We start from the raw sequence: 26,001 nt of genomic DNA on the forward strand, positions 1-26,001 counted from the left end.
GAGAATTGCATCAGCATTCCGTATTCCTGGTTTCTGAACGGGGCGTGCATCGGGTACGCCGGGAAAAGCAACGAGCTGGGGCCCGCACCCCAAGGTGCGGGCCCCAGCTGCGATGATGCGTCAAGCTCAGGCGGGAACGATGTTCTCGGCCGTCGGGCCCTTCTGGCCCTGCGCGATGTCGAAGGTCACCTTCTGACCCTCGAGGAGCTCACGGAAGCCCTGGGTGGCGATGTTCGAGTAGTGGGCGAAGACGTCGGGGCCGCCGCCGTCCTGCTCGATGAAGCCGAAGCCCTTTTCCGAGTTGAACCACTTCACGGTTCCAGCAGCCATGTCAATTTCTCCTTCGGGGCAGTTCCTGAAGCCCACACCGTGCGGACTCCATGTCGCCGCGATGATCACCCCGCCGGAAAAAGACCGGAAACACAAAAAGCGCTCCCACCGGTACGGAAAACACGGTGAGGGCACTTGAAGTTTTGGGAACCACAACTGCAACTGGGAACGACACTAGCACGGTACGGTCGGCGCTGTGTGGTGAGTAATTCCACTTCGCCACCCGCGCAAGAAATCCTCAGCGCGCGTCACGCTGATTTCTCCCACCGCGGCCACAGATATTGGCTCGCACGGGAGCAGTGTTTCTGCCGCGGAGTGCGGGGTGTGAGTGGTGTGGGTACCGGGTGTGGCCAGTGGAGCGCGAGACTCCTCCGCGCCCGGTCGGTCGGCCGGCCGCCCTCAGGCGCAGCTCGTCGACCGTCGTCGACCGTCGTCGACCGTCGTCGACCGTCGTCGACCGTCGCGCCGTGGAACGTCGAAGGGCCCCACCGCGAACGGTGGGGCCCTTCGAGTCGTGCCCGGTGAGGCACTGGCGGAGGATACGAGATTCGAACTCGTGAGGGGTTGCCCCCAACACGCTTTCCAAGCGTGCGCCCTAGGCCACTAGGCGAATCCTCCGAGGAAGACATTACATGACGTGGAGGAGTGCTCGCGAACTCGATCCCCCGCCGACGGATGTGACGTGAACAACCCTGCCGGGGGAGGGGGGTGAGGGTCGTTTCGGGGGCGCTGGATCAGGTACTGTGGGCGCAGCCCCTCACGTGGCGCTATCTGACTGAACTCCCCCAGGGCCGGAAGGCAGCAAGGGTAGGTCGGCTCTGGCGGGTGCGTGGGGGGCGTTTGCGTTCCCGGGCGGTGGCCGCGGGGAGCCGGAGGCGGGCCCGGTTGTCAGTGCGGGCCGATATCGTCGTATGCGTGTCATCCCTTGCGCTGTACCGCCGCTACCGCCCCGAGACCTTTGCCGAGGTCATCGGGCAAGAGCACGTGACCGACCCGCTGCAGCAGGCCCTGCGGAACAACCGCGTCAACCACGCGTATCTCTTCAGCGGACCGCGCGGCTGCGGCAAGACGACCAGCGCGCGGATCCTGGCGCGCTGCCTGAACTGTGAGCAAGGTCCCACTCCGACGCCGTGCGGGGAGTGCCAGAGCTGCGTCGATCTCGCCCGTAACGGGCGGGGGTCGATCGACGTCATCGAGATCGACGCCGCTTCGCACGGTGGTGTGGACGACGCCCGCGAGCTGCGCGAGAAGGCGTTCTTCGGCCCGGCGAGCAGCCGGTACAAGATCTACATCATCGACGAGGCCCACATGGTCACCTCGGCGGGGTTCAACGCCCTGCTGAAGGTGGTCGAGGAGCCGCCGGAGCACCTCAAGTTCATCTTCGCGACGACCGAGCCCGAGAAGGTCATCGGGACGATCCGGTCGCGTACGCACCACTATCCGTTCCGGCTGGTGCCGCCCGGGACGCTGCGCGAGTACCTCGGTGAGGTGTGCGGCCGGGAGGACATCCCGGTCGAGGACGGGGTGCTGCCGCTCGTCGTGCGGGCGGGTGCCGGGTCCGTGCGTGACTCGATGTCGGTCATGGACCAGCTGCTGGCCGGCGCCGGTGCCGACGGTGTGACCTATGCCATGGCGACGGCGCTGCTCGGTTATACGGACGGGTCGCTGCTGGACTCGATCGTGGAGGCGTTCGCCTCGGGGGACGGCGCCGCGGCCTTCGAGGTCGTGGACCGCGTGATCGAGGGCGGGAACGACCCGCGGCGGTTCGTCGCCGACCTGCTGGAGCGGCTGCGGGACCTGGTGATCCTCGCGGCCGTGCCGGACGCGGCGGAGAAGGGGCTGATCGACGCCCCGGCGGATGTGGTGGAGCGGATGCAGGCCCAGGCTTCGGTCTTCGGGGCCGCGGAGCTCAGCCGGGCCGCCGATCTCGTCAATACCGGACTCACGGAGATGCGCGGGGCGACCTCGCCGCGGCTGCAGCTGGAGCTGATCTGCGCGCGGGTGCTGCTGCCCGCGGCGTACGACGACGAGCGCTCGGTGCAGGCGCGGCTGGACCGGCTGGAGCGCGGCGTCGGCGCGGCCGCGCTCGGCGGCGGCCTGCCCGCGGGACCGGGCGGCGCTCCGGGCCCCGGTGGGATGCCGGTGATGCAGCCCGGTGGCGACGTCGCGGCGGGGTATGTACCCGGGCCGGGTGCGCATGCGGCCCCGGCGGGTCCCGCCGGTCCGGCGGCCGCGCGGGCCGCGGTCCGCGGTGCGACGAACGGTCCGGCGGGCCCCGCGCCCACGGGCGGCGCTCCGGCGGGCGGTGCTCCGGCGGCCGGTGCTCCGGCGGCCGGGGCGGAGGCCCCTCCTGTCGGTGGCCCGCCTGCTGGTGGCCCGCCTGCCGGTGGCCCGGCGGGCGCCGGTGGCGGTCCGGGCGATGCTTCCGTCCCGGCGGCGGGCCCCGCGCCCGCCGGCAGCGGCGGCGCTCCGGCCGGCGCGTGGCCCTCGGGTGCGCAGCAGCCGGGCGGTGCGCCGGGTGACAGCGGACAGCCGGCCGGCCCCGGCGGGGAGAGCGGCGCGGCAGCGCGCCGCCCGGGCGCCTGGCCCGGAGCCACGAGCGGACCGGGCGGACCGGGCGGAGCCGGTGGGCGGCAGCCGGGCGGCTGGCCGACCGCGGCCGCGCCCGGAAGCCAGGGCGCCGCGGGCGGCCAGGGCGGCGCGCCAGTACAGCAGTCACCGGGGCAGCAACAGCCCGCCCAGCAGGCACCGACTCAGCAAGCACCCGCCCCGCAGCAGCCCGCGTCCCCCGCGCCGCCGCAGCAGCCCGCCGCGCAGGCGCCGGGCGCCGGTGCGCAGGGCGCTGTGCAGACCCAGCAAGTACGGCAGATGTGGCCGGACATTCTGGAGGCGGTGAAGGGGAAGCGCCGCTTCACCTGGATCCTGCTCAGCCAGAACGCCCAGGTCGCCGGGTTCGACGGCACGACCCTGCAGGTCGGCTTCCCGAATGCCGGTGCGCGCGACAGCTTCGCGAACGGCGGCAGTGAGGACGTGCTGCGCGAGGCGCTGGCCGAGCGCTTCGGCGTGCAGTGGCGGGTCGAGGCGATCATCGACCCGTCGGGCGGCGCCAACCCGCCGGGCGGCGGCGCGGCCCCGCGCGGCGGTGGCGGCTTCGGCGGCAGCGGCGCCGGTGCGTCCGGCGGCGGCTTCGGCGGCGGTGGTGGTTACGGCGGTGGCGGCGCCCCGGCCGCGCCCCCGCAGCAGGCCGCGGCTCCCGCCCCGCCCCCGCAGGCCGCGCCCGACCGGTCCGGAAGCGCGGGCGGCGGCCAGGGCGCGCAGCGTGCCCGGCAGGCCGTGGCCTCGGCCGGGGCGCAGCAGCCGCAGGCCCCGGCCGCCGAGCCCGCGTACCGCGAGCCGGAGCCCGCGTCGTACTCGATCGAGGAGGACATGCCGGCCGAGGACGACGCCGACCTCGTCGACTCCGCCCTCAGCGGCTACGACCTCATCGTCCGCGAGCTCGGGGCGACGGTCATAGAGGAGTACAACAACGAGTGAGGCCCCGGCGGCACAAGGCAAAAGGGGGGACGGAAGGTGAACATCGTCCCCGGATCGCCCCTCCCTTTGTCGCTTTCCGTAATCGCCGCAGGGCCGGGGCGGAGGTCACCGCGGGCTCGGGGCCGCCAGGAGGAGACGTACATCCGTCCTCCTTCCTGCGGTGTAGGGCGCGGCGGCCACGGAGCACGTAGGCTCGGGCTACCGCACCCATTTGTAGTCGTACGGCAGGAGTCCGCAGTGATCCCCGGTGGTCAGCCCGATATGCAGCAGCTGCTTCAGCAGGCCCAGAAGATGCAGCAGGACCTCGCGGCGGCCCAGCAGGAGCTGGCGCAGACGCCCGTGTCGGGGTCGGCGGGCGGTGGGCTCGTCAAGGCGACCGTGAACGGCGCCGGCGAGCTGAAGGGCCTGGAGATCGACCCCAAGGCGGTGGACCCGGAGGCGGCGACGCCCGAGGAGACGGCCGAGACCCTCGCGGATCTCGTCATCGCCGCTGTTCAGGACGCCAACGCCGCGGCGGCCAAGCTCCAGCAGGACAAGCTCGGCCCGCTCGCGCAGGGCCTCGGCGGCGGCAGCGGCATCCCCGGCCTGCCCTTCTGACGGAGGGCCGGGGCCTCCCCTTCGGGCAGGAGGCCAACTAGCGTACGGAGCAGGGCGGACTAGGGAGAGAGCGTTCCGTGTACGAAGGCGTGGTTCAGGACCTGATCGACGAGCTGGGGCGGCTGCCCGGCGTCGGTCCCAAGAGCGCGCAGCGGATCGCCTTCCACATCCTCCAGGCCGAGCCGGCCGACGTCCGCCGGCTGGCGAACGCGCTGATGGAGGTCAAGGCGAAGGTCCGGTTCTGCAGCGTGTGCGGCAATGTCGCGCAGGACGAGCAGTGCCAGGTCTGCCGCGACCCGCGCCGCGACCCCACGGTCATCTGCGTGGTCGAGGAGCCCAAGGACGTCGTCGCGATCGAACGGACGCGAGAGTTCCGCGGCCGGTACCACGTCCTCGGCGGGGCGATCAGCCCCATCGAGGGCGTGGGCCCGGACGACCTGCGGATACGGGAGCTGCTGGCCCGGCTCGCCGACGGCACGGTCGGCGAGCTGATCCTGGCCACCGACCCGAACCTCGAGGGCGAGGCGACCGCCACGTACCTCGCGCGCATGATCAAGCCCATGGGGCTGAAGGTGACGCGTCTGGCCAGCGGACTGCCGGTCGGGGGCGATCTGGAGTATGCCGACGAGGTCACGCTCGGGCGGGCCTTCGAAGGACGGAGACTTCTCGATGTCTGATCCCACGTTGCACAACGCCACGCAGAACCCGGACGACTTCGCCGTACAGATCTCCGACTCGATCGACAGCTTCATCGTCGCGGTCACGGAAGTCGCACGCGGTGACGAGCCGGACAGTGCCGTGCCGTTCCTGCTGCTGGAGATCTCGCAGCTGCTGCTCACCGGCGGCCGGCTGGGCGCGCACGAGGACATCGTCCCGCAGGACCGCTACGAGCCGGACATCGGCCCGGAGCCGGACGTGGACGAGCTGCGCGAGCGTTTCGCGACGCTGCTGGACCCGGTGGACGTGTACAACGAGCTCTTCGACCCGTACGTACCGCGCAGCACGCCCGTGGCCTGCCGGATCTCCGACGACCTCGCCGACATCGTGACCGACCTGCGGCACGGCCTCGCGCACTACCGGGCCGGGCGGATCAGCGAGGCCCTGTGGTGGTGGCAGTTCTCGTACCTGTCGAACTGGGGGCCGACCGCGAGCGCCGCGCTGCGCGCCCTGCAGTCGCTGGTCGCGCACGTACGCCTGGACCAGCCGCTGGACGAGCTGGACGGCCTGGACACCGACACCGGGGCCGACGGCGAGGAGAACCTGGAAGAAGAGGCCGGGAAGGTCATGGCGGCGGAGATCGCCGGACCGCTCGGGCTGCGCCAGGCATGAGCGGCGGGGCGTGCGCGTGGGGCCCGGCGTGCCCTTGAGCGCCGGTGCTTAACACCGGACGCCCTGTGAGCTGGCTTACGTTTCCGGGTCGTTTCCGTGTGCTCCCGGCCGGAACGGGCAGGTGGCCTGCCGAGCGGGCGCGACGATGCGCCACGCCGACCATTTCGGGAGATACTCGGAAGCGGGACGCGAGTCGGCTCGCGCCGGTCACGGCGGAGGGCGCTTCGGTCGCGTACGGCCTCGCAGGAGGTCGCGCATGACCGGCACGCCGACCGTTTTGATCGCGTAGCGAGCAATGTGTCTCACGATGTGGTATTGGCGAGGCGGATTCCGCCTGCTCGATAGACTGAGCCGACCGCATGGCCCCTGAACAGGGGTCCGGAACGCCCGCAGACCTGCGGAACCCGCAGGTGTCCGGGGATCCGACAGACAGTTGCGAGGAGCGAGCACACGTGGGCCTTGTCGTGCAGAAGTACGGCGGCTCATCCGTTGCGGATGCCGAGGGCATCAAGCGCGTTGCCAAGCGAGTCGTCGAAGCCAAGAAGAACGGCAACCAGGTTGTCGTAGTGGTTTCGGCGATGGGCGACACGACGGACGAGCTGATCGATCTCGCGGGGGAGGTCTCCCCCATGCCTTCGGGCCGCGAGTTCGACATGCTGCTGACCGCCGGAGAGCGGATCTCCATGGCCCTGCTGGCGATGGCGATCAAAAACCTCGGACACGAGGCGCAGTCCTTCACGGGCAGCCAGGCCGGCGTCATAACGGACTCCGTGCACAACAAGGCACGGATCATCGACGTCACGCCGGGCCGGATCAAGACGTCCGTCGACGAGGGCAACATCGCCATCGTCGCCGGCTTCCAGGGTGTGTCCCAGGACAAGAAGGACATCACCACGCTGGGCCGCGGCGGCTCGGACACGACCGCCGTCGCGCTGGCCGCAGCCCTGGATGCGGATGTCTGCGAGATCTACACCGACGTCGACGGCGTCTTCACCGCCGACCCGCGGGTCGTGAAGAAGGCGCGGAAGATCGACTGGATCTCTTTCGAGGACATGCTGGAGCTGGCCAGCTCCGGTTCCAAGGTGCTGCTGCACCGCTGCGTCGAGTACGCACGCCGTTACAACATCCCGATCCACGTCCGGTCCTCGTTCTCGGGGCTGCGGGGTACGTGGGTCAGCAACGAACCGCAAGGGGACCAGCCGATGGAGCAGGCGATCATCTCGGGCGTCGCGCACGACACCTCCGAGGCGAAGGTCACGGTCGTCGGCGTACCGGACAAGCCGGGCGAGGCCGCGACGATCTTCCGGGCGATCGCGGACGCCGAGATCAACATCGACATGGTCGTGCAGAACGTCTCTGCCGCGTCCACGGGCCTGACCGACATCTCCTTCACGCTGCCGAAGACCGAGGGCCGCAAGGCCATCGCGGCGCTGGAGAAGACCAAGCCGTCGGTGGGCTTCGACTCGCTGCGCTACGACGACCAGATCGGCAAGATCTCGCTGGTCGGCGCCGGTATGAAGACCAACCCGGGCGTCACGGCGGGCTTCTTCGAGGCGCTGTCGAACGCGGGCGTGAACATCGAGCTCATCTCGACCTCCGAGATCCGCATCTCGGTCGTCACGCGCGCCGATGACGTCAACGAGGCCGTGCAGGCCGTCCACAGCGCGTTCGGTCTCGACACCGATTCCGACGAGGCCGTGGTCTATGGCGGCACCGGCCGATGATCACACCTGATGGGCTGACGTCGGCGGCCGACGGGCTGCCGGCACCGGCCCATGGGACGTCGCTCCCGGACAGCGATCCGGAGGCGGCGGCCCGGGCGGGCCGCGCGGAGGACCGTGCGGCCCGCAAGCCGAACCTCGCCGTCGTCGGCGCCACCGGCGCCGTCGGCGGCGTGCTGCTCGGCATCCTCTCCGAGCGCGCCGACATCTGGGGCGAGGTACGGCTGATCGCCTCCGCGCGCTCGGCCGGGCGGAAGCTGACCGTACGGGGCGCGGAGACCGAGGTCCTCGCGCTCGCCGAAGAGGTCTTCGACGGCATCGACATCGCGCTCTTCGACGTGCCGGACGAGGTCTCGGCGACGTGGGCGCCGATCGCGGCCGCGAAGGGCGCGGTGGTCGTCGACAACTCCGCCGCCTTCCGGATGGACCCGGACGTCCCGCTGGTCGTACCGGAGGTCAACGCGCGCGCCGCCCGCGTACGGCCGCGCGGCATCATCGCCAACCCGAACTGCACGACGCTCTCGATGATCGTCGCGCTGGGCGCGCTGCACGCCGAGTACGGCCTGAGCGAGCTGATCGTCTCCTCGTACCAAGCCGTCTCCGGTGCCGGGAAGGCCGGCGTCGACGCGCTGCGCGGCCAGCTGTCCGCGGTGTCCGGTACGGAGCTGGGGACGACCCCCGGTGACGTGCGGCGGGCCGTCGGCGACGACCTCGGCCCGTTCCCCGCGCCGATGGCGCTCAACGTCGTGCCGTGGGCCGGGTCCCTCCAGGAGGACGGCTGGTCCTCCGAGGAGCTGAAGGTCCGCAACGAGTCCCGGAAGATCCTCGGGCTGCCGGACCTGCCCGTCACCGCGACCTGCGTCCGCGTACCGGTGATCACCACGCACTCGCTGACCGTGCACGCGCGCTTCGAGCGCGAGGTCACGGTGGCCGGCGCGCACGAGATCCTCGCCGCGGCGCCCGCCGTCGTCCTGTGCGACGACCCGGGGGAGGGCGAGTTCCCCACGCCCGCCGACGTGGTCGGCACGGATCCGACCTGGGTCGGGCGGGTACGCAGGTCCCTGGACGACCCGCACGCGCTCGAACTCTTCGTGTGCGGCGACAACCTCCGCAAGGGCGCCGCGCTGAACACGGCCCAGATCGCCGAGGTGGTCGCGGCGGAGCTCACGGGCGGGAGCTGACGGGACGTCGGCCCGCGAGGCGCCCGTAGGGTCGGCCGGCCGGCTGCCGGGCGCGCGGCTCCGCTCGGGTACTTGAAGTTCGAAGAACCCACTCCCCAAGAGCTCGGCCGGTGGGTCATAATTCGCTGACTACTTGTGAAGGTCCTGTAAGCGGACCGGCTGTTCTGGTCCCTTGATCAGGGATGACGGCCCGCTCGGCCATTCGCTCCCCGTCGTGCTGCAACCGCGGCCGCGCGGGGAGCGTCTTTGTCGCCGCCCCTCCTGGGCGTTCGGCACAGCACGGTTCGGCGACGCGCACCACGGCGTACGGCGAAGGTCCCATGAGGGCCGCGGCAAGTACGTAAACCGCCCTTATGGGCACGGGCAATATGGGGCATCGGGGAAGAGCTGGTACGCATGAGGGCATTCAACGCATCGCCAAAAACGGTGCCTTGCGCGTACAACCCTGACGGGGGGAAGCGTGTCCAACAGGCGTGGCAGAGGTACTCGGCATTGCAATCGGCCCTGGGAGCGCGGGCGGCGCAGCTGTGGCGCGGCCGTCGCGTACTCGCATCCCCGGTGGCATGCCGGTGATCGCCCCCTGGCCCGCCGCGCGTCCGACGCAGGCACCGTCCCCGCACGGGAACGCTGACGAAGCGATGGCAGCGGGCACGACAGTCGACCACCTCACCGAGACCTACAGAGCGCACTACCGCTCCCTGCTCGGTCTCGCCGCGCTGCTCCTGGACGACACCGCGTCCTGCGAGGACGTCGTCCAGGAAGCGTTCATCCGCGTGCACTCCGCGCGCGGCCGCGTACGCGACCCCGAGAAGACCCTCGCCTATCTGCGGCAGACGGTCGTCAACCTCTCCCGCTCCGCGCTGCGCCGCCGCATCCTCGGGCTGAAGCTGCTCTCCAAGCCGATGCCCGACATGGCGAGCGCAGAAGAGGGCGCGTACGAACAGCTGGAGCGGGACCAATTGATCAAGGCGATGCGCGGTCTGCAGCGGCGCCAGCGCGAAGTCCTCGTGCTGCGCTACTTCGCCGACATGACCGAAGCGCAGGTCGCCGAGACGCTGGGCATATCGCTCGGCTCGGTGAAGGCGTACGGCTCACGGGGTATCGCGGCGCTGCGCGTCGCCATGGAGGCTCCGGCATGACCAGCAAGCAGCACGGCCCGCACGACCCCGCATCCGAGGGGGAGCCCGGGGAGACGCGCGGCGAGGAACAGCAGCCGCGCGGTACTTCAGGAGCGGCATCCGCGCGGCCGTCGGCATCGGCATCGGCGGGGGCATCGGCGCCGGATGACAACGGTGCCATGGCAGAGGGCGGACGCGACGCGGACAGCGGCCTCAGTGGTACCGGGGGCGGTGCGGCCGGATACGGCGGCGATTCCGGGAGCGGCGCGGCCGGATACGGCGGCGGTTCCGGGGGCGGTGGCGAGGAGGAGCTGCGGAATCTCCTGCAGTCCGCCGTCCAGGACCTGGAGCCGTCCCCCGACTCCCTCGAAACCCTCCGCCGCGCGGTACCGGCCCGGCGCAGGCGCCGCCGGCACGCCGTGGTCGGCGCCGCCGCCGTACTGCTCCTCGGCGGTACGGCCATGCCCGCCATGCTGCACGTCGCGAACGGCGGGGACGACGCCGCCGACCGCCGCGCCAACGCCGCCAGCAGCTCCGAGGCGCACGTCACCACCGGCGGCACCGCGGGCGGTACGAACAGCCGGCACAGCGACCGCCCCGCCGGCAAGGACGGCAAGAAGGCCGACGAGGACGGCAAGAAGACCGGCAAGGACAAGGGCGGCACGAAGGACGGCAGCACCGAGGAGTCCGGCGGCCCCGCCGCCGACCCGGCCGCGACGATGGACGTCACCTCGCCCGCCTGCCTGCGCGCCCAGCTCGGCGGCGGCAGCGGCAGCCTCGGTACGCCCGACGCCGAAGGCCGCGTCTACGGCTCCCTGCGGGTCGTCAACACCTCCGCCGCGACCTGCTCGGTCGACGGCGGCGGCAGCGTGATCGCCGTCGCCCAGGGCAGCGCCGACCCGACCCGCGTCCAGGTCGTCGACCACACGGCGGGCGACGCCGCGCCGGGCCTGCCGGACCCGTCCGCCGCACCCGACCAGATCGTGCTGAAGCCTGGTCAGGCGTACGAAGTGAAGTTCGCCTGGGTCCCGGCCGAGGGCGGCGGGCCTTCGGGCTGCGCGGCGCCCGGTACGCCGACGCCCGGCAGCTCCGAGGGGGCGGGCTCCGGCGAGCCGGCGAACTCCACCGCGGCCGACGGCAGCGGAGACCAGGCGGGCACCGGCGGCGACGGGGCGGCGGACGACGGTACGCAGGCGGCCGGCGTCGCGGTCAGCCACACCCCGGAGGCCGGCGAGCCGTCGGCAGCGGCCACCACGATCAACGACGCGTGCGCAGGAACGGTGTACCGCACGGGACCGCTGCCGGCGCAGTAGGCCCGGGACCTCGGGCCCGGTACCTGGCGGGCCGAGGACCGTTGTCCGGAGGACAGGACGGGCCGGGGCAGATACGGGCCCGCCGTCCGGGTACGAGGCACGTGCCCGTACCTTTGATGGTGTGTACCGGTTCCTGCTCACCCCGCGATGGTGGGGAATCAACGTCTTCGTCCTGCTGGCGATCCCCGTGTGCGTCTTCATGGGCAGCTGGCAGCTGAGCCGCTTCGAGGACCGCGTCGACACGCACCAGCAGCAGGAGGACCAGGCGGCCGACGCCAAGACCGCGGCCGCCCGCCCGCTGACGCAGCTGCTGCCCGTCGACAAGAACACCTCGGGCCGGCGAGCCACCGCGACCGGGCACTACGACACCGGCCACCAGCTGCTCGTCCCCGGCCGGCAGCTCGGCGAACGCACCGGCTTCTACGTGCTGACCATGCTGCGCACGGACGGCGGCAAGGCGCTGCCCGTCGTACGCGGCTGGCTGCCCGGCGACGCGGACACGAAGGCCGACACCGCGAAGGTGCCGGCGCCGCCGCGCGGCGAGGTGACCGTCACCGGCGCGCTGCAGGCGTCGGAGAACCAGGGCACGCAGGGCGTGCAGACCGGCGGCGGCCTGCCGCCGGGGCAGCTCGGCATGATCAGCGCGGCGTCGCTGGTCAACATCGTGCCGTACGACGTGTACGACGCCTGGATCACCGTCTCGCACGCCCAGGGGCCGATGAAGGCCGTGCCGCCGGCCGCGGCCGAGGGCAGCGGCCTCGACCTCAAGGCGTTCCAGAACCTCGGCTACACCGGCGAGTGGTTCGTCTTCGCCGGCTTCGTCCTCTTCATGTGGTTCCGCCTCTTCCGCCGCGAATCCGAAGCAGCGCGGGACGCGGCGCTGGGGATTCCGGTGGAGGGGCTGGGGCTGGAGTCGGGGGCTGGGGCCGAGCAGAAGGTCTCTTCCGGCTCCTGAGGGGGTTGCTGGGGCGGCTCGGCCGGGGGGCTCACCGGGGGGATCCCCCGGGCCTTTTCCCCGCCTCGCCTCTTCCCCGCCTTCCCCCCCGGGGGGCCTCCCCCCCCCGGGGGGCCTCCCCCCCCGCCCCCTCCCCTCCACCCCCCTCGCGCCCCCCTCACTCAAGATTTGGTCATACGTCTCCCAGGTACCGGCGGGCGAAGTCCAGTTCCAGGCGGAGCTGCTTGATGCGCTCCTCCACCACCAGGGAGCCGTGGCCCGCGTCGTAGCGGTAGACCTCGTGCGGGTGGTCCCGGGCCTTGAGGCGGTCGACGTAGTTCTCCACCTGGCGGATGGGGCAGCGCGGGTCGTTCACCCCGGCGGAGATGTAGACCGGCGCGCGGACCGCGTCGACGTACGTCAGCGGGGACGACGCCTCGAACCGCTCCGGCACCTCCTCCGGCGTGCCGCCGAGCAGCGTGCGGTCCATCGCCTTCAGCGCCTCCATCTCGTCGTGGTACGCCGTGACGTAGTCCGCGACGGGGACCGCGGCCAGGCCCAGCGCCCAGGACTCCGGCTGGGTGCCGAGGCCGAGGAGGGTCAAGTACCCGCCCCAGGAGCCGCCGGAGAGGACGAGCTTGCGGGGGTCCGCGAGGCCGGACTCCACCGCCCAGCCGCGGACCGCGGCGATGTCCTCCAGCTCGATCAGGCCGACGCGGTGCTTGAGCGCGTCCGTCCACTCCCGGCCGTAACCCGTCGAGCCGCGGTAATTGACCCGCACGACCGCGAAGCCGTGATCCACCCAGGCGGCCGGCGCCGAGGCGAAGGAGTCACTGTCGTGCCAGGTCGGGCCGCCGTGGATGTCGAACACGGTCGGGAACGGGCCCTCGCCGGCGGGCTTCTGGATCAGGGCGTGGATGCGGCCGCCGGGGCCCTCGACCCAGGTGTCGGTCACCGGGACGGAGCCCGGGGCCTTCATGCCGGGCGGGTCGAGCACGACCGCGCCGCTCGTGGAGCGCACCTCCGGGGGCTGCGCCGCGGAGGACCACAGGAACTCCACCGTGCCGTCGGGGCGGGCCGTGGCACCGGAGACCGTGCCCGTCGGCGTCTCGACGCGAGTCAGCCCGCCGTCCTCGGGGACGTACTTCCACAGCTCGCCGCGGGCCTGGAACTCGTGCTCCACCAGCAGGGCCGAGCCGTCCGGGTACCAGTCGGCGCCGACGTCGCCGGGCAGCTCTATGGCGAGCGCGGTCTCCTCACCGGTCAGCGGATTCCAGATCATCGGCTCCCAGCGGCCGCGGCGCTGGTGGCCGACCAGCAGCCGGGCGTCGCCGTCGACCGGCGCGAAGCCCATCACCGAGAGGCCCAGCTCCTCGGTGCCGCCCTTGGTGTCGTCCAGCTCGGCGACGGTGGAGCCGTCGGGGCGCACGACGCGGATCGCGGAGTGCATCGCGTCACCGTGCTCGGTGTGCTCGATGGCGATCAGCGAGCCGTCGTGGGAGAGGGCGCCGACGCCGGCCGACTCGCGGTGGCGGTAGATCTCCACCGGGTCCTGGCCGGGACGGACGAGGTGGATCGTCGAGCCCTCCTCGTCGGTGGAGCGGCCGATGACGGCCGTGCCGTCCCGGCCGAGGGCGAGTCCGCCGGGGTAGGAGGGGGCCAGGCCGGGCGCGGCCGGCTCGTCCTCGCCGCCGCCGAACGGCTGGCGCATCCAGACGCCGAACTCGTCGCCGTCGGTGTCCGAGAACCACCAGATCCACTCGCCGTCGGGGGTGAGCGTCCCGTCCGTCGTGCCGTTCGGCCGGTCCGTGACCTGGCGCTGCTCACCACTGGCCCGGTCCCACGCGTACAGCTCGAAGGTGCCGGTGGCGTTGGACACGAACAGGGAGCGCGCGGGGGCGTCCTCGGCCCACTCGGGAAGGCCGACGCGCGGGGCCCGGAAGCGCTTTTCCCAGTCCGACATGGACTCGGTGATGGCAGTGGTCTCGTCAGTCATGCGACCCATTCTGCGCCCGGCGAGGCATATCGCGTCGGGCCGCCCGCTCGGCTGTGGATAACTTTCGCCACGAGCATGTCAGCGACGCGGCCGGCGGTACCGTCCGGGCACCGCCGGAGATCCGACCGCGGTGCTGCCGGAGATCCGTCCGCGGGGTCGTCAGCAGCCCGATGCCGGTGCCGTCGACGCCCCGTCCGCAGTGCCGTCGGCGGCCCGACCGCGTGCCGTCAGGAGGCGGCCGACGGGTCCTCGCGGGCTGCCAGTAGAGTGCGGCTCCGAACCCGCTCGACCTCCGAGGTAGCCGGCTGTGACCCCCGCCACGTCCCCACCCCCCACGCCACCGGCCGTGACCGTCGTCGGGATCGGAGCGGACGGGTGGGACGGTATTCCGTCCGCCTCGCAGACCGTCCTGCGGGACGCGGACGTCGTCATCGGCGGGCCGCGCCAACTCGCGCTGCTGCCCGCCGAGTGCGCGGGGCGGCGGGTGGCCTGGCCGTCGCCGCTGCGGCCCGCCGTGCCCGGGCTGCTCGCGGCACACGCAGGGCGGAAGGTCGCGGTGCTGGCCAGCGGCGACCCCATGTTCTACGGCATCGGACGGACGCTCACCGAAGTACTCGGCGACGGAGCCGTCGGCACCGACGCGCTGCGCATCATGCCGCACCCCTCCTCCGTCTCCTACGCCTGCGCCCGGCTGGGCTGGCCGGTCGAGGAGACCGAGGTGGTCACGCTCGTCGGGCGGCCCGCCGCGCAGCTGTCCGCCGCCCTGCACGACGGCCGGCGGCTGCTCGTCCTCAGCGCGGGCGCCGGTACCCCCGCCGAGGTCGCCCGGCTGCTGGCGGAACAGGGCTTCGGGCCGAGCGGGATGCGGGTGCTCGAACAGCTCGGCGGCGAGCGGGAGCGCGCGCTGGCCGGCACCGCCGAGGACTGGCCGCACCCGCCCGGGGACGCGCTGAACATCATCGCCCTGGAGTGCCGCCGCGCCCCGGACGCGCTGCGGCTGGGTGCCGTACCAGGGCTGCCCGATGACGCGTACGAGCACGACGGGCAGCTGACGAAGCGTCATGTACGGGCCGCCACCCTGGGCGCGCTCGCGCCCGCCCCCGGCGAGCTGATGTGGGACATCGGCGGCGGCTCCGGCTCGATCGCCATCGAGTGGATGCGGACCCACCGCTCCTGCCGCGCCGTCTGTGTCGAGCGCGACCCCGTACGGGCCGAGCGCATCGGGCGCAACGCCGACCGGCTCGGCGTACCGGCCCTGCGGGTCGTCACCGGCCCGGCTCCGGACGCCCTGTCCGGCCTGCCGGTACCGGACGCGGTCTTCATCGGCGGCGGGCTGACCAGCCCCGGGCTGCTCGCGGCCTGCTGGGACGCGCTGCCGCCCGGCGGCCGGCTGGTGGCCAACACCGTGACGCTGGAGTCCGAGGCGCTGCTCGCCGACTGGTACCGGAAGCACGGCGGCGAGCTGGTACGGCTGGCCGTGGCGCACGCCGTACCGGTGGGCGGCTTCACCGGGTGGCGGCAGGCGATGCCGGTCACCCAGTGGGCCGTGCGCAAGGACCCCGTGAGCGGCGGCCGTTCTCAGGACGACGGCCGCCCCGAAGGCACCGACGACTACGACGCACTTTCAGGAGACGACAGATGACCGTGTACTTCATCGGCGCGGGCCCCGGTGCCGCCGACCTGATCACGGTGCGCGGTGCCCGGACGCTCGCCGCCTGCCAGGTCTGCCTGTACGCGGGCAGCCTCGTACCGCGTGAACTGCTCGCCGAATGCCCGCCGGACGCCCGGCTGGTGGACACCGCGCAGCTGAACCTCGACGAGATCACCGCCGAGGTGCTCCGCGCGCACGAGGCCGGGCACGACGTGGCACGGCTGCACTCCGGCGACCCGTCGGTCTTCTCCGCGGTCGCCGAGCAGATGCGGCGGCTGGACGCCGCGGGCGTGCCCTACGAGGTGGTGCCCGGCGTCCCGGCGTTCGCGGCGGCCGCCGCGGCGCTCAAGCGGGAGCTGACCGTGCCGACGGTCGGCCAGACGGTCATCCTCACCCGTATCGCGCAGCAGGCGACCGCGATGCCCGAGGGCGAGGACCTGGCCACCCTGGGGCGCAGCGGCGCCCTTCTGGTGCTGCACCTCGCCGCCCGGTACGCGGACCGGGTCGTCGAAGAGCTGCTGCCGCACTACGGTGCCGACTGCCCGGCCGCGGTCGTCGCGATGGCCAGCCGGCCCGACGAGCTCGTGCTGCGCGGCACCCTGGAGGACATCGCGGACCAGGTGAAGGCGGCGGGCATCGTCCGTACCGCCGTCATCATCGTCGGCCGCACGCTGGGCGCCGAGCAGTTCCGGGACAGCCACCTGTACTCGGCGGAGCGCGACCGCCACGTGTGCTGACGCCCGCGGGCCCGCGTCACCAGGAGCCCGTGCGTCAGCCGTCCCAGGAGGCGGTGCGTCAGCGCACCGTACTGCGCCCCACCACGTTGCCCGCGCGGTCGATGCAGATGACGTCGACCGCCACGGGTGCGCCGCGCAGCACTTCGAGGGCCTGATCGCGGGCGGTGGCCGCCACCAGGTCGCCCAGCGCGACCCCGGCGGCCGCGCACAGCTGGAGCGCGGCGAGGCCGGTGTTGGCGGCCGCGACCTCCGCGGCCAGCGCCTCGTCCGCGCCGCCCTGCCGGGCCAGCTGGGCGAGGAAGCCCTTGTCGACCTGGGAGCGCGCGGAGTGCAGGTCCAGGTGGCCCGCGGCCAGCTTGGAGAGCTTGGCGAAGCCGCCGCAGATCGTCAGCCGCTCGACCGGGTGCCGGCGGATGTACTTCAGTACCGCGCCCGCGAAGTCGCCCATGTCCAGGAGGGCGTCCTCGGGCAGGCCGTACTCGGCCACCACCGTCTTCTCGGACGTCGAGCCGGTGCAGCCGGCCACGTGCGTACGGCCGGCCGCCCTGGCCACGTCCACGCCGCGCCGGATCGAGTCGATCCACGCCGAGCACGAGTACGGCACGACGATGCCCGTCGTCCCGAGGATGGACAGGCCGCCCAGGATGCCGAGCCGCGGGTTCCAGGTGGAGCGGGCGATCTCCTCGCCGTGGTCCACCGAGACGGTGAGCTCGACGTCCGCCTCGCCGCCCCTGTGGCGCGCGGCGACCTGCGCCAGGTGGTCGCGCATCATCTGACGCGGTACCGGGTTGATGGCCGGTTCGCCGACATCCAGGGGGAGGCCGGGGCGGGTCACCGTCCCCACGCCCGGTCCGGCCTTGAAGACCACGCCGGAGCCGGGCGGCAGGGCGCGGACGGTGACGCGGACCAGCGCGCCGTGCGTGACGTCGGGGTCGTCGCCCGCGTCCTTGACCACACCGGCCGTCGCGCGCCTGCCCGACGGCCCGCCAGGCGCCTCCCCGGGCCCGTCCTCGGCCAGCTCCTCTACCGCCAGCGCGAAGGCGGGGGTCTGGCCCTTGGGCAGCGTGATCGTCACCGGGTCGGGAAAGTCGCCGGTCAGCAGCGCGGTGTACGCGGCGGTGGCCGCCGCCGTCGCACAGGCGCCGGTCGTCCAGCCGGGCCGTAGACCGGTGTGCTTGAGTTGGGCGCTGCGCCCGCCACTCGCCTCACTCATGGAAGGTTCCGATGCACGCCGCGACGCACGTACTGATACTCGGCGGGACGACCGAGGCCCGCCGTCTCGCCGCCGCGCTGGCCGACGGCCCGCAGGCCGGCGACGTACGCGTGACGACCTCGCTCGCGGGCCGTGTCGCCCGCCCGGTGCTGCCGCCGGGCGAGGTCCGCATCGGCGGCTTCGGGGGTGCGGAGGGGCTGGCCCAGTGGCTGCGCGCGCACCAGGTGGACGTGCTCATCGACGCCACCCATCCTTTCGCCGGAACGATCAGTTTCAACGCGGCGACGGCCGCGGCCATGGCCCATGTTCCCCTGCTGGCGCTGCGCCGGCCCGGCTGGGTCCCCGGGGACGGCGACGACTGGCACTCGGCCGGATCGCTCCAGGAGGCCGCCGCGCTCCTCCCGGAGCTGGGCCGGCGGGTCTTCCTCACCACGGGCCGGATGGGTCTGGCCGCCTTCGCGGACGTCGCGGACCTGTGGTTCCTCATGCGGTCCGTGGACGCGCCCGAGGGGCCGTGCCCGCCGCGCATGGAGGTGCTGCTCGACCGCGGCCCGTTCACCCTGGAGGGCGAGCGGGCGCTGCTGCGCGAGCACCGGATCGACGTCGTGGTCACCAAGGACAGCGGGGGAGCGGCCACCGCGCCCAAGCTGGCGGCCGCCCGTGAGGCCGGCGTCCCGGTGGTCGTCGTCCGCCGCCCGGCGGCCCCGGCCGGCGTCCCCGTCGCGGACGGCCCGGACCAGGCCGTCCGCTGGCTGGCGGAGCACCTGGGCGGTGCCTTCCGCGCGGCCCTGGAGGGCTGAGGCGGCCTCCCGGCCCAGGCGCCGCCTCCTCAGTCCTCCGGGTACCGCCGCGGCGTCCAGACGATCTGCTCGCCGTTCTCGCGCCGTACGGTCTGCGTCTGCGAGGAGCCGACGATCAGGAGGGTGCGCATGTCGACCTCGGCCGGGTCCAGGTCGGCCAGCCGTACGACGCGGACGCTCTCCTCCGGGCCGCCGATGTCGCGGCCCAGGATGACCGGGGTGTCCGGCGCGCGGTGTTCGAGGAGCAGCTCGCGGGCCTTGCCGACCTGCCACGTACGGCTGCGCGAACCCGGGTTGTACAGGGCCAGCACCAGGTCGGCGGCGGCCGCCGCGCGCAGCCGCTCGGCGATCACCTCCCACGGCTTGAGCCGGTCCGAGAGCGAGATCGTGGCGTAGTCGTGGCCGAGCGGGGCGCCCGCGCGGGCGGCCGCCGCGTTGGCCGCGGTCACCCCCGGCAGTACTCGTACGGGGACGTCCGCGTACTCCTCCTGCGCCGCCACCTCCAGGACGGCGGTGGCCATCGCGAAGACGCCGGGGTCGCCGCCGGAGACCACGGCGACGCGCCGTCCCCGCCGCGCCAGGTCCAGCGCGAACTCGGCGCGCTCGGACTCGACCTTGTTGTCCGAGCCGTGCCGCTCCTGCCCGGCCCTGACCGGCACCCGGTCGAGGTAGGTCGTGTAGCCGACCAGGTCGGTGGCGTTGTCCAGGGCGCCGCGCGACTCGGGCGTCAGCCAGGGCGCCCCGGCGGGACCGGTGCCGACGACCGTCACCTCGCCGCGCTCCGGGACCGCGGGCCCGGTGTCCACGCGCGACGGCAGCACGGCCACCGAGAAGTACGGCACCGACTCCGGGTCCACATCCGCCAGCGCGGCCGTGCGCTCGCCCTCCATGTAGGCGCGCTCGACATACCGGGCGTCCGCCAGTCGGCCGGTGCGCTCCAGGGCGCGGCGCACCGTCGGGAACGTACGGCCGAGCTTCATCACGACCGCCGAGTCGGCGGCGGCGAGCCGCGCCGTCAGCTCGTCCTCGGGCAGCGTGCCCGGCACGATCGTCAGGGTCTCCTCGGCCTCGACGAGCGGCTCACCGAGCCGGGCCGCGGCCGCGCTGACCGAAGTGATCCCGGGGACCACCTCGGTGGGATAGCGGTGCGCGAGCCGCTTGTGCATGTGCTGGTACGAGCCGTAGAAGAGCGGGTCGCCCTCGGCGAGTACGGCGACCGTGCGGCCCGCGTCGAGGTGCGCGGCCAGCCGGGCCGCGGCCTCCTCGTAGAAGTCGTTCAGCGCGCCCCGGTAGCCGCCGGGGTGGTCCGTCGTCTCGACCGTCACCGGGTAGCGCAGCAGCTCCTCGATGTGGTCGGGCCGCAGGTGCGGCTCGGCGATCGCGCGGGCGCGGGACCGGCCGTGCCGGGCGCTGTGGTACGCCACCACGTCCGCCTCCGCGATGGCCTGGACGGCCCGCAGGGTCATCAGGGACGGGTCGCCGGGGCCCAGCCCGACCCCGTACAGCTTCCCGGTCTTCCCGGCGCTCTGGAGGCTCGTGGAGCCGCCGCTCTCCGTGCTCATTCCGCGGTGCTCGCAATCGCGTTGACGGCGGACGCGGCCATCGCGCTGCCGCCGCGACGGCCCCGCACCACCAGGTAGTCCAGGCCCAGCGTGTTCGCCGCGAGGGCGTCCTTCGACTCGGCCGCGCCGATGAAGCCCACCGGTATGCCGAGGACGGCCGCGGGGCGCGGCGCGCCCTCCGCGACCATCTCCAGCAGGCGGAACAGGGCGGTCGGCGCGTTGCCCACGGCCACCACCGAGCCCTCCAGCAGGCCGCGGTCGCGCCAGAGTTCCAGCGCGGCGGCGCTGCGCGTGGTGCCCAGCTTCTCGGCGAGTTCGGGCACGCCCGGCTCCGAGAGGGTGCACACCACGGCGTTGTCGGCGGGCAGCCGCTTGCGGGTGACCCCGCTGGCGACCATCTGCGCGTCGCACAGCACCGGCGCGCCCGACTCCAGCGCGGCCCGGGCCCGTCCGATGACCTGCGGGCTGAAGGCGAGGTCGCGGACGAGGTCGGTCATGCCGCAGGCGTGGATCATCCGGACCGCAACCTGGGAGACGTCCGCGGGCAGCCCCGCGAGGTCCGCCTCCGCGCGGATGGTGGCAAAGGACTGGCGGTAGATCTCCGCCCCGTCCTTCTCGTAGTCGAACACGGTGCTCTCGCTCATCTCGTCGCCGTCACGTCTGGTGATCCGTTCACGTGTGAAGACCCGTTCATATCCCGGGTGCCGTTCACGACAGTACGCAGGGCTTCACCGCGCGGCGGTACCCGGTACCCGTCGACCTCGTAGCCCTCGGGGGTGGCGACCACGTCCACCCAGTCGCCCTGCGGGTGGCCGCAGCGGCGCGCGCAGCCCGACCAGTACACGGGCAGCCCGCCGCCCGTACCGAGCGCGGTGGCCGCATCGGCCCGTACGTCCGCGAGGGACTTGGCGCAGCCGGGGCGGCCGATGCAGGCGCCGACGCCGTGCCAGGGGGAGGCGGGGTCGGTGATCAGGCCGGCCGCGGCCAGGTCGCGCAGCCGGGCGTCGGCGGTCGCGCGGTCCAGGCCGGGGACGACCACGCCGCGCCACGGGGTGAGCCGTACTTCACCGGCGCCGTCCTCGTGGGCCACGTCGGCCAGCAGCCGCCACTGGTCGGCGGTCAGGGTGCCGAGGGGCGCGAGCACGGACAGCGCCCGCCGGCCTTCAGGGCCGTCGACGGCCCCCGGGGTGGGCGCCGCTCCCGTAGGCAGCGAGGCGTTCGCCGTATACGTGGCGGGGATGCCCGCCGCATCCAGCCGCCGTGCCGTCTCGCGTACCAACTGCTCGGCACTGTCCGGCAGATCACGCACCCGCCAGGCGCGGGACCGGCCCTCCGCCGCGTCCAGGAATGCCTCGGCCGCCGCCAGCGCGGCCCGAGGGGCGTCGGCGTCGCGCACCCGAAGGGCACCGCCCGCGCCCCCGATATGCAGCAGCGCGCCATCGGAAGCAGCGTCACCGGAAGCAGCGCCACCGGAAGCGTCACCACCAGAAGCAGCGCCCGCCGCACCGGAGGCGATCAATGTCACATCCGCGCCCAGCGAAGCGACGTCCCCCCGCCCGTCGTCCAGCGCGAACAGGAAGCGCCCCGAGAGCGCGGTCGCGGCCTCGCTCGCGCACAACAGGCCGTCCAGGGCGCGCAACCAGGGCCGTACGTCCCCGTGCCCGGCGCCGTCGAGGCCGGACAGCGGCGAGGCGACGATGTTGCGTACCCGCTCGTGGCGGTACGAGGGCAGCAGTCCGGACGCGTCGAGCAGGCCCGCCAGGGCCGCGCCGCAGTCGCCGTCCAGGCCGCGCAATTGCACATTTCCGCGCGAGGTGAGGTGCAGCGCGCCGTCCCCGAGGCGGACCGCCGCGTCGGCCAGCGCGGCCGCCTGAGCGGCGGTCAGTACGCCGCCGGGTACCCGGACGCGGGCCAGCGCACCATCGTCCGCCATGTGCAGCCGCAAAGTGCCCGGGCAGGCGTCGAGGCGAACCGGTATGGGGGGTTCGTCCCGAGGTGGAGGGTTGGTCGCCGTGGGCATGGCGGCGAGCATACCGACCCCGTCCCGGGCGTCCGCCCCACGCTCGGGGAGTGGCCCTTACTATGCTCACGGCGGACCATCCGGTCCGTCACCCTCGCCGGCGACGGCGACAGGGGAGGAAGCCCGGTGCGAATCCGGCGCGGTCCCGCCACTGTGAGCCCGGCCCCAGCGGCCGGGTGAGCCAGGAACTCCCTTTCCCCGCTTTCGCCTCTGCGCGAGCAGGGGAAATCCATTCCGACACCGCCCGGGGCGCGGACCCCGAGGAAGGCCCGACGCCGCATGCTGCATTCCTCCGGGGAGCCGAACCCCGAGACCCGCCGGATCCTGCTCCTGTCGACCTCCGACACCGATCTGCTGAGCGCCCGCGCGGCGAGCGGCCCCGTCGGCTACCGCTTCGCCAACCCCTCCCGGCTGGACCTCGAAGAGCTGCCGGCCCTGCTCGACGGCTGCGACCTGGTCGTCGTACGCCTCCTCGGCGGCGTCCGCGCCTGGCAGGAGGGCCTGGACCAGCTGCTCGCCGACGGCCGCCCGGTCGTCGTGCTCACCGGCGAACAGGCCCCCGACGCTCAGCTGATGGCCGCCTCCACCGTCCCGGTCGGCATCGCCGCCGAGGCGCACGCCTACCTCGCGCACGGCGGCCCGGCCAACCTGGAGCAGCTGGCCCGCTTCCTCTCCGACACCGTGCTGCTGACCGGCCACGGCTTCGAGCCGCCGGCCGCCGCGCCCTCCTGGGGCCCGCTGGAGCGCACCGCCCGTACGGACCTCGCCACGGACGCCCCGACCGTCGCGGTGCTCTACTACCGCGCCCACCACATGAGCGGCAACACCGCCTTCGTGGACGCCCTGTGCGGTTCCATCGAGGACGCGGGCGCCCGCCCGATGCCGCTGTACGTCGCCTCCCTGCGCGCCCCCGAGCCCGAGCTGATCGACGCGCTGCGCGCCGCCGACGTGATCGTCACCACGGTGCTCGCGGCGGGCGGCACCAAGCCCGCGACGGCCTCGGCCGGCGGCGACGACGAGTCCTGGGACGCGGGCGCCCTCACGGGCCTGGATGTGCCGGTCCTGCAAGCGCTCTGCCTGACCGGCTCGCGCAGCGACTGGGAGGAGAACGACGAGGGTGTCTCGCCGCTCGACGCGGCCAGCCAGATCGCCGTCCCGGAGTTCGACGGCCGCCTGATCACCGTGCCGTTCTCCTTCAAGGAGATCGACGAGGACGGCCTCCCGGCGTACGTCGCCGACCCCGAGCGGGCGGCGCGCGTCGCCGGCATCGCCGTACGTCACGCCCGGCTGCGCCACATCGCGCCCGCCGACAAGCGTGTGGCGCTCGTACTCTCCGCATACCCGACCAAGCACTCCCGCATCGGCAACGCGGTCGGCCTGGACACGCCTGCTTCCGCCATCGAGCTGCTGCGCCGCCTCCGTGCGGAGGGGTACGACTTCGGGCCCGAGGAGGAGATCCCCGGCCTGGTCTCCGGCGACGGCGACGAGCTGATCCGCGCGCTCATCGAGGCCGGCGGCCACGACCAGGACTGGCTCACCGAGGAGCAGCTGGCCCGCAACCCCGTCCGCATCCCGGCCGCCGACTACAAGCGCTGGTACGCGACCCTCCCCGCCGAGCTGCGCAAGTCCGTCGAGGAGCACTGGGGCCCGGCGCCCGGCGAGATGTTCCTCGACCGCAGCCGCGTGAACCAGGGCGGCGACCCCGAGGGCGACATCGTGCTCGCGGCCCTGCGCCGCGGCAATCTGCTCATTCTCATCCAGCCGCCGCGCGGCTTCGGCGAGAACCCGATCGCGATCTACCACGACCCCGATCTGCCGCCCTCGCACCACTACTTGGCGGCCTACCGCTGGATCGCCGCCGCTGCCGAGGACGGCGGCTTCGGCGCCGACGCCATGATCCACCTGGGCAAGCACGGCAACCTGGAGTGGCTGCCCGGCAAGAACGCCGGCCTCTCCGCCGCCTGCGGCCCGGACGCCGCGCTCGGCGACCTGCCGCTCATCTACCCGTTCCTGGTCAACGACCCGGGCGAGGGCACGCAGGCCAAGCGCCGCGTCCACGCCACCCTCGTCGACCACCTCGTCCCGCCGATGGCCCGCGCCGACTCCTACGGCGACATCGCGCGCCTGGAGCAGCTGCTCGACGAGTACGCGCAGATCTCCTCCATGGACCCGGCCAAGCTGCCCGCCATCCGCGCGCAGATCTGGACCCTCATCCAGGCCGCCAGGCTCGACCACGACCTGGGCCTGGAGGACCGCCCGGACGACGACGGCTTCGACGACTTCCTGCTGCACGTCGACGGCTGGCTGTGCGAGGTCAAGGACGCCCAGATCCGCGACGGCCTGCACGTACTCGGCGGCGCGCCGACCGGCGCCCCGCGCGTGGACCTGGTCCTCGCGATCCTCCGCGCCCGGCAGATCTGGGGCGGTACTTCCGCGCTGCCGGGCCTGCGCGAGGCGCTCGGCCTGGACGAGTCGGCGGCGACCCGTACGACCGCGGACGCGGCCGAGGAGAAGGCGCGCACCCTCGTACAGGCGATGGAGGACGCCGACTGGGACCCGGCCGCCGTGGCGTCCGTCGCCGCTGACCACTCCCAGCAGGTCGCCGACATCCTCGACTTCGCGGCCCGCGAGGTCGTCCCGCGCCTGGCCGGCACCACCGCCGAGCTGGACCACGTCGTGCACGCCCTGAAGGGCGGCTTCGTACCGGCGGGTCCCTCGGGCTCGCCCCTCCGCGGCCTGGTCAACGTCCTGCCGACCGGCCGCAACTTCTACTCGGTCGACCCGAAGGCCGTCCCCTCCCGCCTCGCGTGGGAGACCGGCCAGGCCCTCGCCGACTCGCTCCTGGAGCGGTACAAGTCGGACAACGGCGACTGGCCCACCTCCGTCGGCCTGTCCCTGTGGGGCACGAGCGCGATGCGCACCGCCGGCGACGACGTGGCCGAGGCCCTCGCGCTGCTCGGCGTCCGCCCCGTCTGGGACGACGCCTCCCGCCGCGTCACCGGCCTGGAGCCCATCCCGCTCGACGAGCTGGACCGCCCCCGCATCGACGTCACGCTGCGCATCTCCGGCTTCTTCCGGGACGCGTTCCCGCACACCATCGGCCTGCTGGACGACGCGGTCCGCCTGGTCGCGGGGCTCGACGAGCCCGCCGACCAGAACTTCGTACGGGCCCACGCGCAGGCCGACCTGGCCGAGCACGGTGACGAGCGCCGCGCCACCACGCGTATCTTCGGCTCCCGCCCGGGCACGTACGGCGCGGGCCTGCTCCAGCTCATCGACTCCCGCGACTGGCGCACCGACGCCGACCTCGCGGAGGTCTACACGGTGTGGGGCGGCTACGCGTACGGCCGCGGCCTGGACGGCTGTTCGGCCCGCGAGGAGATGGAGACGGCGTACAAGCGCATCGCCGTCGCCGCGAAGAACACCGACACCCGCGAGCACGACATCGCGGACTCGGACGACTACTTCCAGTACCACGGCGGCATGGTGGCCACCGTGCGCGCGCTGAAGGGCACGGCACCGGAGGCGTACATCGGCGACTCCACCCGCCCGGAGACCGTCCGCACCCGCACCCTGGTCGAGGAGACCTCCCGCGTCTTCCGCGCCCGCGTGGTGAACCCCAAGTGGATCGAGGCGATGCGCCGCCACGGCTACAAGGGCGCGTTCGAGCTGGCCGCGACGGTCGACTACCTCTTCGGGTACGACGCCACGACCGGCGTCGTCGCCGACTGGATGTACGACAAGCTCACCCAGGCGTACGTGCTGGACCCGGAGAACCGCGCGTTCCTCCAGGAGGCCAACCCCTGGGCGCTGCACGGCATCGCCGAGCGGCTCCTGGAGGCGGAGTCGCGCGGCATGTGGGCCGAGCCCGACCCGGCCGCGATCGAGGCGCTCCGCGAGATCTTCCTGGAGACGGAGGGCGAGCTGGAGGGCGAGGGCTGAGGCTCACCCCCGGCCATGAGGGC

Annotated in this window: 19 protein-coding genes, 1 tRNA gene, 1 other RNA gene and 1 riboswitch; of the genes, 14 read left to right on the forward strand and 7 right to left on the reverse strand. The window is 73.3% G+C overall.

Translation table 11 applies throughout. The features are described from left to right. Positions 1 to 126: 126 nt before the first annotated feature. Positions 127 to 330: a cold-shock protein gene (locus tag ACIGXO_RS16980; protein WP_030259935.1), complete on the reverse strand. Its 204-nt coding sequence runs from the start codon at positions 328 to 330 to the stop codon at positions 127 to 129. A 530-nt stretch (positions 331 to 860) separates the two neighbouring features. Next, positions 861 to 948, reverse strand: a tRNA-Ser gene (locus ACIGXO_RS16985). Between the two features lie 130 nt (positions 949 to 1,078). Between ACIGXO_RS16985 and ffs the strand changes: the two genes are divergently transcribed. From ffs to ACIGXO_RS17035, 10 genes are all read left to right on the forward strand, one after another. Continuing rightward, positions 1,079 to 1,177, forward strand: an RNA gene (gene ffs, locus ACIGXO_RS16990) — signal recognition particle sRNA small type. 68 nt (positions 1,178 to 1,245) lie between these two features. Further along, positions 1,246 to 3,864, forward strand: a complete 2,619-nt coding sequence (locus ACIGXO_RS16995; RefSeq protein ID WP_399786651.1) for a DNA polymerase III subunit gamma and tau — start codon at positions 1,246 to 1,248, stop codon at positions 3,862 to 3,864. Positions 3,865 to 4,101: 237 nt separating this feature from the next. Then, on the forward strand, positions 4,102 to 4,461 hold the full coding sequence (locus tag ACIGXO_RS17000) for a YbaB/EbfC family nucleoid-associated protein (RefSeq protein WP_362212222.1): 360 nt from the start codon (positions 4,102 to 4,104) through the stop codon (positions 4,459 to 4,461). A gap of 77 nt (positions 4,462 to 4,538) precedes the next feature. Continuing rightward, complete coding sequence (recR, locus tag ACIGXO_RS17005) at positions 4,539 to 5,138, forward strand: recombination mediator RecR (protein WP_399786654.1); 600 nt, start codon at positions 4,539 to 4,541, stop codon at positions 5,136 to 5,138. Beyond that, positions 5,131 to 5,790: a DUF5063 domain-containing protein gene (locus tag ACIGXO_RS17010; RefSeq protein ID WP_399786657.1), complete on the forward strand. Its 660-nt coding sequence runs from the start codon at positions 5,131 to 5,133 to the stop codon at positions 5,788 to 5,790. The genes recR and ACIGXO_RS17010 overlap by 8 nt, the downstream gene beginning before the upstream one ends. Positions 5,791 to 6,242: 452 nt before the next feature. Continuing rightward, a complete protein-coding gene (locus ACIGXO_RS17015; RefSeq protein WP_399786660.1) occupies positions 6,243 to 7,514 on the forward strand; it encodes an aspartate kinase in 1,272 nt (423 codons plus the stop codon). Then, positions 7,511 to 8,692: an aspartate-semialdehyde dehydrogenase gene (locus ACIGXO_RS17020; protein ID WP_399786663.1), complete on the forward strand. Its 1,182-nt coding sequence runs from the start codon at positions 7,511 to 7,513 to the stop codon at positions 8,690 to 8,692. The genes ACIGXO_RS17015 and ACIGXO_RS17020 overlap by 4 nt, the downstream gene beginning before the upstream one ends. 563 nt (positions 8,693 to 9,255) lie before the next feature. Then, the gene (locus ACIGXO_RS17025) at positions 9,256 to 9,831 is read left to right on the forward strand and encodes a SigE family RNA polymerase sigma factor (protein ID WP_363259233.1); all 576 of its coding nucleotides are present in this window, start codon (positions 9,256 to 9,258) and stop codon (positions 9,829 to 9,831) included. Next, positions 9,828 to 11,123 (forward strand): DUF4232 domain-containing protein, encoded by a 1,296-nt coding sequence (locus ACIGXO_RS17030; RefSeq protein ID WP_399786667.1) that lies wholly within the window; start codon positions 9,828 to 9,830, stop codon positions 11,121 to 11,123. Before ACIGXO_RS17025 ends, ACIGXO_RS17030 begins: the two co-directional genes overlap by 4 nt. Positions 11,124 to 11,244: 121 nt before the next feature. Next, positions 11,245 to 12,078: an SURF1 family protein gene (locus ACIGXO_RS17035; protein WP_399786670.1), complete on the forward strand. Its 834-nt coding sequence runs from the start codon at positions 11,245 to 11,247 to the stop codon at positions 12,076 to 12,078. A gap of 172 nt (positions 12,079 to 12,250) precedes the next feature. Here the strand turns inward: ACIGXO_RS17035 and ACIGXO_RS17040 are convergent, their stop codons facing one another. Further along, positions 12,251 to 14,053 carry a S9 family peptidase gene (locus ACIGXO_RS17040; protein ID WP_399786671.1) on the reverse strand — a complete coding sequence of 601 codons (1,803 nt, stop codon included), beginning with the start codon at positions 14,051 to 14,053 and terminating at the stop codon, positions 12,251 to 12,253. Positions 14,054 to 14,360: 307 nt separating this feature from the next. On the opposite strand from ACIGXO_RS17040, the gene cbiE reads away from it, so the two are divergent. Next, positions 14,361 to 15,695: a precorrin-6y C5,15-methyltransferase (decarboxylating) subunit CbiE gene (gene cbiE / locus ACIGXO_RS17045; protein WP_399786673.1), complete on the forward strand. Its 1,335-nt coding sequence runs from the start codon at positions 14,361 to 14,363 to the stop codon at positions 15,693 to 15,695. Next, a complete protein-coding gene (gene cobM, locus ACIGXO_RS17050) occupies positions 15,692 to 16,441 on the forward strand; it encodes a precorrin-4 C(11)-methyltransferase (protein ID WP_399786675.1) in 750 nt (249 codons plus the stop codon). Before cbiE ends, cobM begins: the two co-directional genes overlap by 4 nt. 58 nt (positions 16,442 to 16,499) lie before the next feature. Here cobM and ACIGXO_RS17055 read toward each other — a convergent pair whose 3' ends face one another. Continuing rightward, positions 16,500 to 17,654: a cobalt-precorrin-5B (C(1))-methyltransferase gene (locus ACIGXO_RS17055; protein ID WP_399786678.1), complete on the reverse strand. Its 1,155-nt coding sequence runs from the start codon at positions 17,652 to 17,654 to the stop codon at positions 16,500 to 16,502. Positions 17,655 to 17,665: 11 nt separating this feature from the next. On the opposite strand from ACIGXO_RS17055, the gene ACIGXO_RS17060 reads away from it, so the two are divergent. Further along, a complete protein-coding gene (locus tag ACIGXO_RS17060) occupies positions 17,666 to 18,454 on the forward strand; it encodes a cobalt-precorrin-6A reductase (RefSeq protein ID WP_399786682.1) in 789 nt (262 codons plus the stop codon). Between the two features lie 29 nt (positions 18,455 to 18,483). Here the strand turns inward: ACIGXO_RS17060 and ACIGXO_RS17065 are convergent, their stop codons facing one another. Genes ACIGXO_RS17065 through cobG form a run of 3 tightly spaced genes read right to left on the reverse strand, consistent with a single transcriptional unit; the run spans position 18,484 to position 22,048 of the window. Beyond that, positions 18,484 to 20,016, reverse strand: a complete 1,533-nt coding sequence (locus ACIGXO_RS17065; protein WP_399786685.1) for a precorrin-2 C(20)-methyltransferase — start codon at positions 20,014 to 20,016, stop codon at positions 18,484 to 18,486. Further along, positions 20,013 to 20,660: a precorrin-8X methylmutase gene (locus ACIGXO_RS17070; RefSeq protein ID WP_399786688.1), complete on the reverse strand. Its 648-nt coding sequence runs from the start codon at positions 20,658 to 20,660 to the stop codon at positions 20,013 to 20,015. The genes ACIGXO_RS17065 and ACIGXO_RS17070 overlap by 4 nt, the downstream gene beginning before the upstream one ends. Continuing rightward, entirely contained in the window at positions 20,657 to 22,048 is a 1,392-nt protein-coding gene (gene cobG / locus ACIGXO_RS17075) for a precorrin-3B synthase (RefSeq protein WP_399786691.1), read from the reverse strand. Before cobG ends, ACIGXO_RS17070 begins: the two co-directional genes overlap by 4 nt. A gap of 103 nt (positions 22,049 to 22,151) precedes the next feature. Beyond that, a riboswitch (cobalamin riboswitch) is annotated at positions 22,152 to 22,227 on the forward strand. An 88-nt stretch (positions 22,228 to 22,315) separates the two neighbouring features. Here cobG and cobN point away from each other — a divergent pair. After that, on the forward strand, positions 22,316 to 25,978 hold the full coding sequence (cobN, locus tag ACIGXO_RS17080; protein WP_399786694.1) for a cobaltochelatase subunit CobN: 3,663 nt from the start codon (positions 22,316 to 22,318) through the stop codon (positions 25,976 to 25,978). The last annotated feature ends 23 nt before the right edge of the window (positions 25,979 to 26,001 follow it).

Origin of the sequence: Streptomyces sp. NPDC053542 (genome assembly GCF_044544685.1) — a bacterium.
GTDB lineage: Bacteria > Actinomycetota > Actinomycetes > Streptomycetales > Streptomycetaceae > Streptomyces.

Excerpts from the sequence above, each read along its gene's own strand:
- ACIGXO_RS17030 (WP_399786667.1), top strand. The coding sequence starts at position 9,828 with ATGACCAGCAAGCAGCACGGCCCGCACGACCCCGCATCCGAGGGGGAG.
- ACIGXO_RS17010 (WP_399786657.1), top strand. The coding sequence starts at position 5,131 with ATGTCTGATCCCACGTTGCACAACGCCACGCAGAACCCGGACGACTTC.
- ACIGXO_RS16980 (WP_030259935.1), bottom strand. The coding sequence starts at position 330 with ATGGCTGCTGGAACCGTGAAGTGGTTCAACTCGGAAAAGGGCTTCGGC.
- cobM (WP_399786675.1), top strand. The coding sequence starts at position 15,692 with ATGACCGTGTACTTCATCGGCGCGGGCCCCGGTGCCGCCGACCTGATC.
- ACIGXO_RS17040 (WP_399786671.1), bottom strand. The coding sequence starts at position 14,053 with ATGACTGACGAGACCACTGCCATCACCGAGTCCATGTCGGACTGGGAA.
- ACIGXO_RS17070 (WP_399786688.1), bottom strand. The coding sequence starts at position 20,660 with ATGAGCGAGAGCACCGTGTTCGACTACGAGAAGGACGGGGCGGAGATC.
- ACIGXO_RS17020 (WP_399786663.1), top strand. The coding sequence starts at position 7,511 with ATGATCACACCTGATGGGCTGACGTCGGCGGCCGACGGGCTGCCGGCA.
- ACIGXO_RS17065 (WP_399786685.1), bottom strand. The coding sequence starts at position 20,016 with ATGAGCACGGAGAGCGGCGGCTCCACGAGCCTCCAGAGCGCCGGGAAG.
- cobG (WP_399786691.1), bottom strand. The coding sequence starts at position 22,048 with ATGCTCGCCGCCATGCCCACGGCGACCAACCCTCCACCTCGGGACGAA.
- ACIGXO_RS17055 (WP_399786678.1), bottom strand. The coding sequence starts at position 17,654 with ATGAGTGAGGCGAGTGGCGGGCGCAGCGCCCAACTCAAGCACACCGGT.
- ACIGXO_RS17060 (WP_399786682.1), top strand. The coding sequence starts at position 17,666 with ATGCACGCCGCGACGCACGTACTGATACTCGGCGGGACGACCGAGGCC.
- ACIGXO_RS17025 (WP_363259233.1), top strand. The coding sequence starts at position 9,256 with ATGCCGGTGATCGCCCCCTGGCCCGCCGCGCGTCCGACGCAGGCACCG.
- cobN (WP_399786694.1), top strand. The coding sequence starts at position 22,316 with ATGCTGCATTCCTCCGGGGAGCCGAACCCCGAGACCCGCCGGATCCTG.